We start from the raw sequence: 13,451 nt of genomic DNA on the forward strand, positions 1-13,451 counted from the left end.
ATGCAGTTGCACTCTACGGTGCAACTGCCCGCCACAAGAGGCAGCCGTCGCAGGCGTGGGCAAAAGGGGCAATACCGAATGCGGGATAGCTTCTTTATGCTTTGAATAGCTGCTTCCGTAATCTGGATAAGCGCAGGGGCGCAGACACTCGGGTTGTGCTCTTTGCCTACTTTCTGATGGCCGAAAGTAGGTCGCGCGCCGGGGTGAAATCCCTGTCTCTGCCCTGAGATCAAGAAAAAATCAGGCTGCAACCCACATTCAGAAAGAGCGATACGCTATCAATTTTGATCAGTCCGTTGGCACCGCGCAGGCGACACCGCTCCCACATTTACCTTCTGCGCGGCGAGCGCCGCATCCAGCGTTTCCCCGAGCAGCAGATTGCGCGCCAGCAGGCTGTAGCCGGCGGCGCTCTGGATGCCATAGCCGCCCTGGGCGGCGACCCAGAAAAAGCCCGGAACGGGCGTGGGCGAGGCATCCCAGCCTATCACCAGCTCGCCATCGGCGACAAAGCTGCGCAGGCCGGCCCAGGTATGCGAGGGGCGGCGGATTTGCAGCGTGGTGGCTTCCTCTATGTGATAGATGCCGGTGGCAATGTCCAGCTCTTCGGGCACTACATCGTGCGGTGCCACGGGGTCTGCATTGGCGGGCGAGCCCAGCAACTGGCCGGCGTCGGGCTTGATGTACCAGTTTTCATCGGCGCTGATGATGGCGGGCCAGTGCGTGGCATCCATGCCTTCGGGGGCCGGGAAGGTGAAGGCGCTGCGGCGCTTGGGCGTGATGCCGATGGGAGCCGCGCCCACCATGGCGGCCACGACATCCACCCAGGCCCCGGCGGCGTTGACGATGACCTTGGCACGAAGGCTGCGGCCCTGGGGCAGGGCGATGTGCCAGAAGTCGTTGACGCGGGTGATGGCCTGGACCTCGGCGTTGCACCACAGATCGCCGCCACGCTGGCGCAGGCCGCGGATATAGCCCTGGTGCAGGCCGTGCACATCGATGTCGCGTGCGCCGGTGTCCAGAAAGCCGTCCACCAAGACTTCGGTATCGAGCACGGGAACCAGGGTCTTGAGTTGCTCGGCGCTCAGGCGCTGGGCCTCGGGGGAGTGGATGGTGGCTTCGGCGTAGGCGGCGTCGACCAGATCCTTTTGCTCGGCCGTGCCCACATAGAGCACGCCGCGCGGCGTGAGGATGGGAGCTTCGGCAAAACCGGCCGGTGGCGCATCGTAGAAGGCGCGGCTTGCGCGGGTCAGAGCCTGCACCTGGGCGGGCCCGTAATGCTCTTCAAACAGCGCGGCCGAGCGGCCGGTGGTGTGATAGCCGGGCTGGGATTCGCGCTCCAGCACCAGCACGGAAGGCGGAGTATCGCCACCCGACTGCGCCAACTGCCAGGCGGCGGATGCACCGGCCATGCCCGCGCCCACGATGACGAAATCCCAGACATCTTTCTGCATTGCTTCTCTCCTCGGTGTCGCCGGCCATGGCCCTGCATGGCCGGCTGTGCTTGGTCAATCCTGGCTTGTGGCCGACTTGGCTCTGGATTTGGCAGGAGCCTTGTCCAGATAGGGCTTGAGGTAGCGGCCCGTCACGCTGGCCGGGTTGGCCGCGACTTCCTCTGGCGTGCCCTGAGCCACGACCTGGCCGCCGCCCGAGCCACCCTCGGGGCCCATGTCGATCAGCCAGTCTGCGGTCTTGATGACGTCGAGGTTGTGCTCGATCACGACGATGGTGTTGCCCGCATCGCGCAGCTGGTGCAGCACCTTCAGAAGCAGGGCGATGTCGGCAAAGTGCAGGCCCGTGGTGGGCTCGTCGAGGATGTAGAGCGTGCGGCCGGTGTCGCGCTTGGACAGCTCCTGTGCGAGCTTGACGCGCTGGGCCTCGCCACCCGACAGCGTGGTCGCGCTCTGGCCCAGGCGGATATAGGACAGACCCACGTCCAGCAGGGTCTGCAGCTTGCGCGCAATGCTGGGCACGTCCTTGAAGAAGGCATGAGCGTCTTCGACCGTCATCTCCAGAATCTGCGAGATGTTCCGGCCCTTCCACTGAACTTCCAGTGTTTCGCGGTTGTAGCGCTGGCCGTGGCAGATGTCGCAGGGCACGTAGACATCGGGCAGAAAATGCATTTCCACCTTGACCACGCCGTCGCCCTGGCAGGCTTCGCAGCGGCCGCCTGAGACATTGAACGAGAAACGCCCGGGGCCGTAGCCGCGCTCCTTGGCGGTATTGGTTTCGGCCATCAGCTCGCGGATGGGCGTGAACAGGCCGGTATAGGTGGCCGGGTTGCTGCGCGGCGTGCGACCAATGGGCGACTGGTCGACGTTGATGACCTTGTCGAAATAGTCGATGCCCGCGATATCGTCATGCGCAGCCGGCTCGGTGCCTGCACGGTGTACCTGGCGTGCCACTTCGGCATATAGCGTGTCGTTGACCAGGGTGGATTTGCCCGAGCCCGAGACGCCGGTCACGCAGGTGAACAGGCCGACGGGGAAGTCCACCGTCACATTCCTGAGGTTGTTGCCGCGCGCGCCTTGCACGGTCAGCGCCTGAAGGTCGGTGCGTGCCTTGCTCGCAGATTCCCGCTTTTTGGCGGCCGTGACTGGAAAGCGCGATGTGCTCTGGGTGGCCTCGGCGTCACTTTCCTTGCGCAGCACGGGCAGCCAGGCGGTGCGGTGCCTGGGCACGGGAATGCTTTGTACGCCGCTCAGGTAGCGGCCCGTGGGCGAATCGGGGCTGGCCTTGATGTCTTCATAGCTGCCCTGGGCCATGATGCGGCCGCCATGCACGCCGGCGCCCGGCCCCATGTCGATGATCTGGTCGGCTGCGCGCATCATGTCTTCGTCATGCTCGACCACGATCACGCTGTTGCCGATATCGCGCAGGTGCTCCAGCGTGGCAATCAGCTTGTCGTTGTCGCGCTGGTGCAGGCCGATGGAGGGCTCGTCCAGCACATACATCACGCCCGTCAGGCCCGAGCCGATCTGAGACGCCAGTCGAATGCGCTGGGCCTCGCCGCCCGAGAGCGTGTCGGCGCTGCGGTCCAGGCTCAGGTAGGACAGGCCCACATCGTTGAGGAAGAGCAGGCGCGAGGCGATCTCGCGCACGATCTTGTCCGCAATCTCGGCCTTGGCCCCGGCCATGCTCAGCTGCTTGAACCAGCCCAGCGCATCGGCCAGCGTGGCATGGCTGACCTCATAGATGGAGCGGGCCTGTTCGCCATCGCCCACGCGCACAAAGCGCGCTTCGCGGCGCAGGCGCGTGCCTTCACATTCGGGGCATTTGCGGATGCTGCGCAGCTTGGCCAGATCGTCGCGCACGACCTGGGATTCGGTCTCGCGAAAGCGGCGCTGAATATTGGGGATGATGCCTTCGAACGGGTGCGACTTGATAAAGGCCTCGCCCTTGCGTTCGCCGCTCTCGAAAACATAGTTGAACTCCATGGACTCGTCGCCCGAGCCAAAGAGAATCACGTCGCGCACCTTCTCGGGCAGCTCCTCGAACGCCGTCTCGGTGCTCACGCCATAGTGCTTGGCCACGCTCTCCAGCATGGAGAAGTAGTAGTTGTTGCGCTTGTCCCAGCCCTTGATGGCGCCGCTGGCCAGACTCAGCGACGGGAAGGGCACGACGCGGTCGGGGTCGAAGGCTTCGCTGTTGCCCAGGCCGTCGCATGCCTGGCAGGCTCCCATGGGGGAGTTGAAGGAAAACAGGCGCGGCTCCAGCTCGGGCAGGGAGTAGTCGCAGAGCGGGCAGGCGAACTTGGCGCTGAACAGATGCTCCTTGCCGCCGTCCATCTCCAGGGCGATGACGCGGCCGCCGGCATCGGCACCGCCGGCGCGCAAGGCAGCCTCAAAGCTCTCGGCCAGGCGCTGCTTGATGTCTTCGCGCACCTTGACGCGGTCTATCACCACATCGATGTTGTGGCGCTCGTTCTTCTCCAGCTTGGGCAGGGACTGTGCATCGTAGATCTGCCCGTCGACACGAAAGCGCACATAGCCCTGGGCCTGGAGCTGCACGAAAAGCTCGGCGAACTCGCCCTTTTTCTCGCGCGCCAGGGGCCCGAGGATCATCAGCTTGGTGTCCTCGGGAAGCTGCAGCACGCTGTCCACCATCTGGCTGATGGTCTGGGCCTGCAGCGGCAGATTGTGGTCGGGACAGAACGGCGTGCCGGCACGGGCGTAGAGCAGGCGCAGATAGTCGTTGATCTCGGTCACCGTGCCCACGGTGGAGCGCGGGTTGTGGCTGGTGGCCTTTTGCTCGATGGAAATGGCGGGCGACAGGCCCTCGATCAGATCGACATCGGGTTTGTCCAGGCGGCCCAGAAACTGGCGTGCATAGGCCGAGAGACTTTCCACATAACGGCGCTGGCCTTCGGCGTACAAGGTATCGAAGGCCAGGCTGGACTTGCCCGAGCCCGACAGGCCGGTGATCACAACCAGCTGGTTGCGAGGAATGTCCAGGTCGATGTTCTTGAGGTTGTGCGTGCGTGCGCCGCGAATGGCGATACGTGTCTGCGCCAGAGAACGGCCCAGATAGAGGCTGTCATCATGGACTTCAGAGGGCGAATCAGGCTTCAGGGACACGGGCGCTCCAGACGGGGAAAACTCTCCATGATAGTCAGACGGGCTTGCGCGTGACTAGATGATTCAGGTTCACGGACAATCTACGGTTTTATTTCCTCTCTTTTGCCCGGCAGTGGTTTAGTTAACCTGGGCATAAGACTTTGACTCTTGGCAAAATCTGAGCGTGAAAAAAATCAATACCTCCCCCAGCGCGGGCACGCAGGGCACGGACAAATCCTCTTCCACCATGACCTCCCAGGAACGCCGCTCCAGCGGTGCCCTGGCGCTGATCTTTGCGCTGCGCATGCTGGGCCTGTTCCTGGTGCTGCCCGTCTTCATGCTGGAGGCACGCAAATACCCGGGCGGTGACGACCCGGCCATGATCGGCCTGGCCATGGGCCTGTATGGCCTGACCCAGGCCCTGTTCCAGTTGCCCATCGGCCTGGCCTCCGACCGTATCGGCCGCAAGCGTGTCATCGTCGCCGGCCTGCTGGTGTTTGCGGCGGGCAGCCTGATTGCGGCCATGGCCGACTCGCTGACCGGTCTGATGGCGGGGCGTGCCATTCAGGGCGCAGGCGCCGTGTCTGCCGCCGTCACGGCCCTGCTGGCCGATCTGACGCGCGATGGCGTGCGTACCAAGGCCATGGCCATGGTCGGCGGCAGCATCGGCCTGATGTTTGCACTGGCGCTGGTGCTGGCGCCGCTGCTCAATGCCTGGATCGGCCTGTCCGGCATCTTCGGTCTGACCTGTGCGCTGGCGCTGGCCGGCATTGCCGTGGTGCTGTGGGTGGTGCCGCCCGAGCCCAGGCAGCATGCCGATGCGCCCAAGGGCAGGTTCAGCGAGCTGCTGGGCCAGTCCGATCTGCTGCGCCTGAATTTTGGCGTCTTCATTCTGCATACTGTGCAGATGTCCATGTGGGTGGCCGTGCCTGCCATGCTGGTGCAGGCCGGTCTGGCCAAGGAGCAGCACTGGCATATCTATCTGCCGGCCGTGCTGCTGTCCTTTCTGGCCATGGGCCTGCTGTTTTCCATGGAGCGCAAGGGCAAGCTGCGCAAGGCCTTGCTGGGAGCCATTGGCCTGGTACTGGTTGTGCAGATCGGTCTGGGCATGCTGGCCGCCAGCGGCACCATTCCGACGGTCTGGTGCATGGCGCTGCTGATGTTTCTGTTTTTCTGCGGCTTCAATGCTCTTGAAGCCACCCAGCCAAGTCTGGTCTCGCGCATGGCTCCGGCGCCGCTGCGTGGTGCGGCATTGGGTGCCTACAACACGCTGCAGTCGCTGGGCCTGTTTGCCGGTGGCGCTGTCGGTGGTGCAGTCGCCAAATTTGCGGGCGTGCCGGGCTTGTTCGTCATGACGGCTGTGCTCGTTGCCCTGTGGCTGGTCGTGACCTGGCCGCTGCGCCCGGTGGGGCGTCACTGACTTACAGCAACACCCCCTGAGGCGCTGTGCGCCTAGGCGGCCCCGCCTTCCCCTCTCTGCTACGCGGAGGGGAACGCAGCCCTCGCAGCGGGGGCTGCCCTTGCTCGGCTGCTCGCGCGCAGTGGCCCCTTTTCTGCTGGAGCACCATGTATCGCCGTGATGGGATATAGGGCAATCCCGTGCTGTTCATGGCTGGCTTGGGGCAGAATACGAGGCTCATTGGTTCGGGACCTTTCCCAATAGCCCGGACCACTTTTTGAAAAGGTATCTCTATGGCATCCGTCAACAAAGTCATCATCGTCGGCAATCTGGGTCGTGACCCCGAAATGCGCACTTTCCCCAGCGGCGATCAGGTGGCCAATGTGACCATCGCCACCACAGACCGCTGGCGCGACAAGAACACCGGAGAAAACCGCGAAGCCACTGAATGGCACCGTGTGGTCTTCAACGGCAAACTGGCTGAAATCGTGGGTCAGTACCTGCGCAAAGGCAGTCAGGTCTATGTGGAAGGCAGCCTGCGCACCCGCAAGTGGACCGACCAGGCCTCCGGCCAGGAACGCTACGCCACCGAAATCCGTGCCGACGCCATGCAGATGCTGGGCAGCCGCCAGGGAGGTGGTCAGCAGCAAGGCGGCTACGGCAGCGATGATGGCTATGGCGAAAGCAGCTACGAAGCACCCCGCCGTCAGGCTCCCGCTCCCATGCAGCAGCGCCCCGCACCGGCACCCATGCAGCAGCGTCCTGCTCCTGCACCCATGGCTCCTCCTCCCCAGCGCGCAGCTTCGGGGTTTGACGACATGGATGACGACATCCCGTTCTAAATCACGGATAGGTGGCTGTCGCCACTTTGCAAAGATTTGCAAAAAAGCCCGCGCTTTCAACGAGCGCGGGCTTTTCTTATGTGGCGACTTGATAGATTGCGGGTGCGATTCGAAAGATGCTGCAGTCGAATGACAGCATGGTTGAAAATTTCAATCGAATAGCTGGCTTCATCGAATTAGTGAAATAAGATGCAGCATGCAAGCGCGTTTCATCCAGTTACGATTGATGATTGAGCGCTGAATCACACACTCAAGTGGGAGTGGTCCTAGCCAGTGCAGCCAAGCAGGACTTGGCGTTTCCTCAGGAGCTTCGAGCATGCCGACTTTGGTCATCTCAATCGACGGCGCAGTCATCAAGGAAGTACAGCTCACCAAGGAGCGCACGACCTTGGGTCGTCGTCCCTACAACGACATCGTGATCGAGAATCTGGCGGTCAGCGGCGAGCATGCCGTGCTCACCATCTCTGGTGGCAAGGTCAGCATTGAAGACCTGCGCAGCACCAACGGCACCTATGTCAACGGTCGTGCCATCCAGAAGCAGGACCTGCTCAACGGCGACCTGCTGGACATTGGCCGCTACAAAATCCGCTTTCTCGATACCGTGATTACCGATTCGAGTGCCCCGTCGTCTGCCCAGAGCAGCAAAAAGGCGCTGGCGCATATTTCCGAAGAGGCCGACAGCGGCTATGCCAAAGTCGCCAGTCCCTCCGGGTTTGGTGAAATCTCCAGCTTCAGCTCCACCATTCAGGGCTCGCTCGCCGCGCTGCCGGAGCGCCACGCCGTGATTCGCATGCTCACCGGCAGCCTGGCTGGCAGGGAAATACCTCTTTTCAAGGTCGTCACCACCCTGGGCAAGCCCGGTGTAGCCATCGCCTCCATCACCCAAAAGCCCCATGGCTTTGTGCTCACCCAACTCGAGGGCGCAAGCGAAGACCTCAAGCTCAATGGTCAGGTGGTGGGCCCTCTGTCTGTGCCGCTGCTCAATGGCGATACGGTGGACCTGGCGGGCAGCACCATGCGCTTCGTCGTGGAGTGACAGGCCGGCTTGATGGGCGTTAAGCGTCTGACAAATTTGTCACCGCTTGCGATTGGATCGCCAAAATTGTTACTCAAACTCGCGTGAATGTTGCCAAACGTGTCATCTTGAATGAGGCCTGCCTTTGCCAAATTGTTGGCATGCAGCTTGCTTGGTACCTTGCGTCTCATCCAACTAGGGAGTTTGAAATGAAGCGTTCCATTCAAAAGGGTTTCACCCTGATCGAACTGATGATCGTTGTGGCGATCATCGGTATTCTGGCTGCCGTGGCTTTGCCTGCGTATCAGGATTACACCGTGCGCGCACGTGTTTCTGAAGCTCTGGTATTGGCGTCTAGTGCTAAGACTGCTGTGACAGAAAATGCCGCTACGGGTAAAGATCTTGCTGCTGGAATTGGATCCATTTCTGCAACTAGCAATGTTGCTAGCATGACTGTTGCTTCTAGCACTGGCGTGATTTCAGTTGTTACATCTTCGGCTGCTAAAAGCATCTCTTTGAGCCTGGCTCCTACTGCCGGAGGATCTCCTCTTACCGCTGGCACAGTTCCTGAAGGAAATATCAGCTGGAAATGCAGCATCTCTGACTCCACCAAGGCTAAGTACGTACCTTCTGAGTGCCGCTAATCTATCCATGATTTCGCATTCTCCGAAATGCGATAAAAAGGCCCTTTGCAGGGCCTTTTTATTTGCATTATCTATCCTTTTTGTTTTTGGTATATCGGCTAGTTTTGTTTGGAGTGTTCAGTCACCCTTGGTAACTTCTATTAATAATGAGGTTGTTGTTTTTTTTGTTTTTTTTGTTTTTCTTGTTTTCTTTATAAGAAAAAATACTTCGTTTCATGCTGACGAAATTTCTTTCTTGGTTATTATTTCTGTACTTCTGTCGTTAAGGCAGATAAATATTTTTGACAATACATCAATAATAATATATTTCGTATATTCTTTTGGATTTCTTGTTGTTTATTCCCTAATAAAATCATTGAATAATGATGAAGATAAGGAAAGAATACTGAATGCAACATTATTTGCGCTGATATTATCTTCTTTGGTGAATATTATTATTGTTATTTATCAATGGCTTGGGTATGCCAATGATTTTGGTGTGAATTATTGGGTTTATCCGGCATATAGTGGGCGAATGGCTTCAAACTTGGCGCAGCCAAACCACTTGTCAACGTTATTGATAATGGGTATTTATTCAAGCTTTCTGTTTGTAAAGAAGAATAATTTTTTACTATTGATTGCATATATTGCCTTTTCTGTATTTTGCATAGTCTTGACAGGATCTAGAACAGCATATTTGTCGTTGTTTTTTTGCGCCGCCTTTGCATCTGCTTTTCTTAAAGATCGGGAATTATCGTTTCTGGCATGGTTGCCGCTAATTTCTTTTTTGATTTTTAGCGCAAGCTATGATAGTTGGAGTTTGATCTCTCCTTTGGATTTTTCTGTTGTTAGGGATCGAGGTATTGAGTCTGGTCGATATTTGCTGTGGGAAATGGCGCTAGATGCAATTCAACAGAAACCATGGATTGGCTATGGCATCGGAAATTTGACTTATGCATATAAGCAATTAATTCCCTTGAATTTGAATTTTTCAGAACGCAGCGTCCCGTCTAGCAGTCATAATATTATTCTTGACTATGTCATATATTTCGGACTGCCTTATGTGCTGTTCGCACTTATCTTTTTGTTGAGGGCATTTAAGAATAGCTATAAAAGTCTGAATAGAGAAAAAATACTATGCTTTATTGTGCTTATCCCTGTTTTAGTGCATTCTTTACTTGAGTATCCACAGAATTATGCATATTTCCTCTTGCCGATGGCTTTTTTGTTTGGATTTATTTTTGATAAGGGGCGCGGCGATAAAAAATCTTCTTCTTCTTCTTCTTCTTTCTTCTTCGTCTCAGTCTACTGCATTTATCTTATTCTATCTGTATTTTTGATTAAAAATTATTATGAGATAGAGGAAAATTTTAAAAAAATAAGACTTCAGCAGAATGGCGTAGAGGTTTCTGTTAAATTTAGTGGAGCAGGATTTTGTGTTTTAAGAGACTACTGTGAGTTCCTTAATGTACATCTCTTAAGTAAAATAAACAACATAGACGATCCATATTATGAGATTTTATCGGACAGAATAGCAACTCCCTTTGTCATGGAGGTGGGGATAATTTCTTCTCTAAACAGAAAGAATTATGACAGAGCTAGGAATGAGATAATAAATTACTGTTTGTTCTTCAATGAAATGAAATGTGATTATCTGAGAAAAAGGCTAGATTCGATATTTCCTGATTTTTATAATTTTTATCCTTTTGGTGAAATTGATAAAATAAAAAATATTCAAAAGTATCAGTAATAGTCATTGCTTTTCCCCCCCCGCTTCTCCAGCACCCTGACCCCCCCCATCACCATCCCCTTATCCACCGCCTTGCACATATCGTAGATAGTCAGCAAGCCGACCTGCACGGCGGTCAGGGCTTCCATTTCCACGCCGGTCTGGCCTTTTAGCTCGACGGTGGCGGTGCAGAGAATGGAGCTGGATTCGGGCTCCAGCTCAAACTCCACGGCAACGCGGGTCAGGGCCAGGGGGTGGCAGAGCGGGATGAGGTCGCTGGTCTTTTTGGCGGCCATGATGGCGGCGATGCGGGCTACGCCCAGCACGTCGCCTTTTTTGGCCGTACCGGCCTGCACAATGGCCAGGGTCTCGGGCTTCATGGTGATGCGGCCTTCGGCGACGGCGATCCGGTGGGTGCTGGGTTTGGCACCGACGTCCACCATATGGGCCTGGCCCTGGGCGTCGAAGTGGGTAAGAGAGGACATGCTGGTTCTTTCCGGCAGCAGACGGGTTCGGTTCTGCGGCGCAATCAAGGTTGAGCGGGTGGTGGGTGGCGGCTATACCTGGGCATCACAGGCGGGCATCTCGCCGCATCCATCAATCAAGGCATCATAGTGGGGTGTTGAACGGTCGGCATATGGAAGATCCGTATGCCGGCAATGCTGTGATTGCCATGCCATTCTTGATGCCAAAACTGCGTACAGTTCATATTCTAAAAGCGCTGACAGCTTCTGTTTTGATAGCTATTCAGGCCGTATCCCCATTGGCTTCCTCTGCGCAGGCGGCGGGTTTGCCGACTCTGGGCGACGGCGCATCGTCGCTGACCACGGGCGAGGAGCGGCGTCTGGGCGATTCCATCGTCCGCGAGCTGTACCGCGATCCGGACTATCTGGACGACCCGGTGCTGCAGGAATATGTGGAAGGCATCTGGCTGCACCTGCAGGATGCGGCGCGCAAGAATGGCGAGCTGTCGCCCGAGCTGGAGGAGCGCTTTGCCTGGACGCTGCTCCTGGGCAAGGATCGTCAGGTCAACGCGTTTGCGCTACCCGGCGGCTATATGGGCGTCTATCTGGGCCTGATCGGCGTGGTCAGCAGCGGCGATGAGCTGGCCTCGGTCATTGCCCATGAAACCAGTCATATCACCCAGCGCCACATTGCCCGCATGATGGCGCAGCAAGGCAAGCAGACGCCGCTGATGCTGGCTTCCATGCTGCTGGGCGCCCTGGCGGCCACGCGCAGCCCCGATGCAGCCATGGCCATCATGATGGGCGGTCCGGCGGCGGTGATGCAAAACCAGCTGAACTTCTCGCGCGCCATGGAGAGCGAGGCGGACCGCATGGGCTACAGCCTGATGTCCCCTGCCGGTTTTGCTCCCCAGGGTTTTGTGAGCATGTTCGGCAAGCTGCAGCAGGCCAGCAGGCTCAATGACAACGGCAGCTGGCCCTATCTGCGCAGCCACCCGCTGACCACCCAGCGTATCGCGGACATGGATTCACGCATTCCGCCCGGCAAGCGTGCGGCCGACCCCGTGCCGACGCTGGAGCATGTGATGATGGCGGCCCGCGCCCGTGTGATCTCCAACCCCGGTGTCGAGGTACGTCGCCAGTGGGCCACGCTACCGCGTTCCGGCAGTTTTTCCAGCCTGGGCCAGTTGGAGCAGGTTGCTCAGCTCTATGCAGCGACGCTCAGTGCCATGTATCTGCGCGACTGGCCGCTGGCGCGCGAGATGGCGCAGCGGCTGCTCGCGGCGACGGCGGGCAACGCACCAGCGAATATTCAAGCCAGATGGCTGAATGCCGAGCTTGAATTCAAGGCCGACAACCCGCAGGCGGCCTTGGCGGCCTTGCCACTGCAGTCCGGCAATGCCCCCCAGGCGGCGCCCAGGGTCACGGCCAGCGGCAATCTGGCCGGGCCGAGTCTGGCCACGATTGACGTGGTGGAGCGGGTTGCGCCGCGCAGGCCAGAGCTGTTGCTCAAGGCGGAAATCCTGCTCAGGCTCAACCAGGCAGGTCCCATGGCCAGCTCCTTGCAGACCTGGGTGACGGACCATCCCCGCGATGGCTCGGCCTGGCAGACGCTGGCGCGCGTGTGGCGCAGCCAGGGCCAGGAGATGCGCGCCCTGCGGGCTGAAGCAGAGGCCCAGGTGGCGCACTATGACTACGCGGCAGCGGTGGATCGCTTCAAGGCCGCGCAGGATCTGGCCCGCAAGGCCGGCGCCGGTGCCGATTACTTCGAGGCTTCCATCATCGACACGCGTTTGCGTGCCGTGGACGAGTTACTCCGGGAACAGCTGCGCGACAAGGCGGTCAATAAGTAGGCCCAGCACCGAGTAGATCAGCGCACCCAGCATGGCGGCCCAGAAGCCGGTGACATGGAAGCCGCCGAGGATGCCGGAGGCCATCCAGAACATCAGGCCGTTGACCACCAGCAGGAACAGACCCACGGTGATGATGGTCACGGGCAGCGTCAGTATCACCAGGATGGGGCGAATGATGGTGTTGAGCAGGCCGATGACCAGGGCCGCAATCATGGCCGAGCCGAAGCTCTGTACCTGTACGCCGCTGTAGACATAGGCGACCGCGAGAAGAGCCGCCGCGCAAAAAAGCCATTTGACGAGGATTTTCATGCTGGCCAGCATAGCAGCAGGCCGTGTCTGCGGTCATCGCGGCGCAGCATAAAAAAAGCCTTGCGAGGTTTTGGCCGCGCAAGGCTTATTCAGAGAGTGCTTGAAGCTCTTAAATCGAGAGCGAGTCGTCGATCACAAAGCCCATCATGGCGGCAATCGCCGCCATGGTGCCGGGCAGATTCCAGCGGCCGCCGGTGGCGCCTGTCTTGGCATTGGCCTTGACGGGAGCGGCTTGCACGACCTCCTGCTTGGGGCGGCGGGCGTCGATGATCTGCGCTGCGCCATGTTCCTGCTGCAATTCGGCGACCAGCTCGGTCAGCGGGCCCTTGGCCAGCACGGCGGTGACCTTGCCTCCTGTCGTCGCCATCACGGGCATCAGCGCCGCAAACAGCTTGTCTGCCCATTTGCCGCGCCAGTTCTCGCGAGCGCGATGGCTGACCCATTTGCTCACACGGTGGGTCATGCGCGGAGCACAGGCCACCAGCAACCAGTGGGAGGAAGCCGCCTGGCTCGATCCCGCCAGTGCCTCGAGCATAGGCTGGGCGTATGTGGCGTCATCCACGTAAACAATGATGGGGTTCAAAGTGCGTCCTAACTGGAACGAAGGTTGAAGAATGCGGCACATCTGTAGGAATGTGCCGACTTGTTTCTATTGTGAGTCGTG

11 protein-coding genes are annotated in these 13,451 nt (G+C 58.6%); 6 read left to right on the plus strand and 5 right to left on the minus strand.

Annotation, left to right across the window (positions count from 1 at the left end):
* Positions 1 to 278: 278 nt before the first annotated feature.
* Both Cth01_RS12365 and uvrA read right to left on the minus strand, forming a co-directional pair.
* A complete protein-coding gene (locus tag Cth01_RS12365; protein ID WP_045839332.1) occupies positions 279 to 1,451 on the minus strand; it encodes an NAD(P)/FAD-dependent oxidoreductase in 1,173 nt (390 codons plus the stop codon).
* A gap of 54 nt (positions 1,452 to 1,505) precedes the next feature.
* Positions 1,506 to 4,574 carry an excinuclease ABC subunit UvrA gene (gene uvrA, locus Cth01_RS12370; RefSeq protein WP_045839333.1) on the minus strand — a complete coding sequence of 1,023 codons (3,069 nt, stop codon included), beginning with the start codon at positions 4,572 to 4,574 and terminating at the stop codon, positions 1,506 to 1,508.
* Between the two features lie 226 nt (positions 4,575 to 4,800).
* Between uvrA and Cth01_RS12375 the strand changes: the two genes are divergently transcribed.
* The 5 genes from Cth01_RS12375 to Cth01_RS12395 all read left to right on the plus strand — a co-directional run bounded on the left by Cth01_RS12375 (position 4,801) and on the right by Cth01_RS12395 (position 10,182).
* Positions 4,801 to 5,973, plus strand: a complete 1,173-nt coding sequence (locus Cth01_RS12375) for an MFS transporter (protein ID WP_034382449.1) — start codon at positions 4,801 to 4,803, stop codon at positions 5,971 to 5,973.
* Between the two features lie 272 nt (positions 5,974 to 6,245).
* The gene (gene ssb, locus Cth01_RS12380; RefSeq protein WP_003064700.1) at positions 6,246 to 6,794 is read left to right on the plus strand and encodes a single-stranded DNA-binding protein; all 549 of its coding nucleotides are present in this window, start codon (positions 6,246 to 6,248) and stop codon (positions 6,792 to 6,794) included.
* Between the two features lie 316 nt (positions 6,795 to 7,110).
* The gene (locus Cth01_RS12385; protein ID WP_034382392.1) at positions 7,111 to 7,830 is read left to right on the plus strand and encodes an FHA domain-containing protein; all 720 of its coding nucleotides are present in this window, start codon (positions 7,111 to 7,113) and stop codon (positions 7,828 to 7,830) included.
* A gap of 188 nt (positions 7,831 to 8,018) precedes the next feature.
* The gene (locus Cth01_RS12390) at positions 8,019 to 8,453 is read left to right on the plus strand and encodes a pilin (RefSeq protein ID WP_045839423.1); all 435 of its coding nucleotides are present in this window, start codon (positions 8,019 to 8,021) and stop codon (positions 8,451 to 8,453) included.
* 7 nt (positions 8,454 to 8,460) lie between these two features.
* Positions 8,461 to 10,182 carry an O-antigen ligase family protein gene (locus Cth01_RS12395; protein ID WP_082085656.1) on the plus strand — a complete coding sequence of 574 codons (1,722 nt, stop codon included), beginning with the start codon at positions 8,461 to 8,463 and terminating at the stop codon, positions 10,180 to 10,182.
* Here Cth01_RS12395 and moaC read toward each other — a convergent pair.
* A complete protein-coding gene (gene moaC, locus Cth01_RS12400; RefSeq protein ID WP_045839424.1) occupies positions 10,176 to 10,646 on the minus strand; it encodes a cyclic pyranopterin monophosphate synthase MoaC in 471 nt (156 codons plus the stop codon). The two genes, Cth01_RS12395 and moaC, sit on opposite strands and share 7 nt — an antisense overlap.
* Positions 10,647 to 10,846: 200 nt before the next feature.
* Here moaC and Cth01_RS12405 point away from each other — a divergent pair, with 200 nt between their 5' ends.
* Complete coding sequence (locus Cth01_RS12405; RefSeq protein ID WP_082085662.1) at positions 10,847 to 12,478, plus strand: M48 family metalloprotease; 1,632 nt, start codon at positions 10,847 to 10,849, stop codon at positions 12,476 to 12,478.
* Here the strand turns inward: Cth01_RS12405 and Cth01_RS12410 are convergent.
* Together Cth01_RS12410 and Cth01_RS12415 are read right to left on the minus strand one after the other, a co-directional pair.
* On the minus strand, positions 12,437 to 12,787 hold the full coding sequence (locus Cth01_RS12410) for a phage holin family protein (protein WP_045839426.1): 351 nt from the start codon (positions 12,785 to 12,787) through the stop codon (positions 12,437 to 12,439). The two genes, Cth01_RS12405 and Cth01_RS12410, sit on opposite strands and share 42 nt — an antisense overlap.
* 109 nt (positions 12,788 to 12,896) lie before the next feature.
* Entirely contained in the window at positions 12,897 to 13,370 is a 474-nt protein-coding gene (locus tag Cth01_RS12415; RefSeq protein ID WP_034351037.1) for a hypothetical protein, read from the minus strand.
* Between the last annotated feature and the right edge of the window lie 81 nt (positions 13,371 to 13,451).

This window comes from Comamonas thiooxydans, from assembly GCF_000964545.1.
Lineage (GTDB): Bacteria > Pseudomonadota > Gammaproteobacteria > Burkholderiales > Burkholderiaceae_C > Comamonas > Comamonas thiooxydans.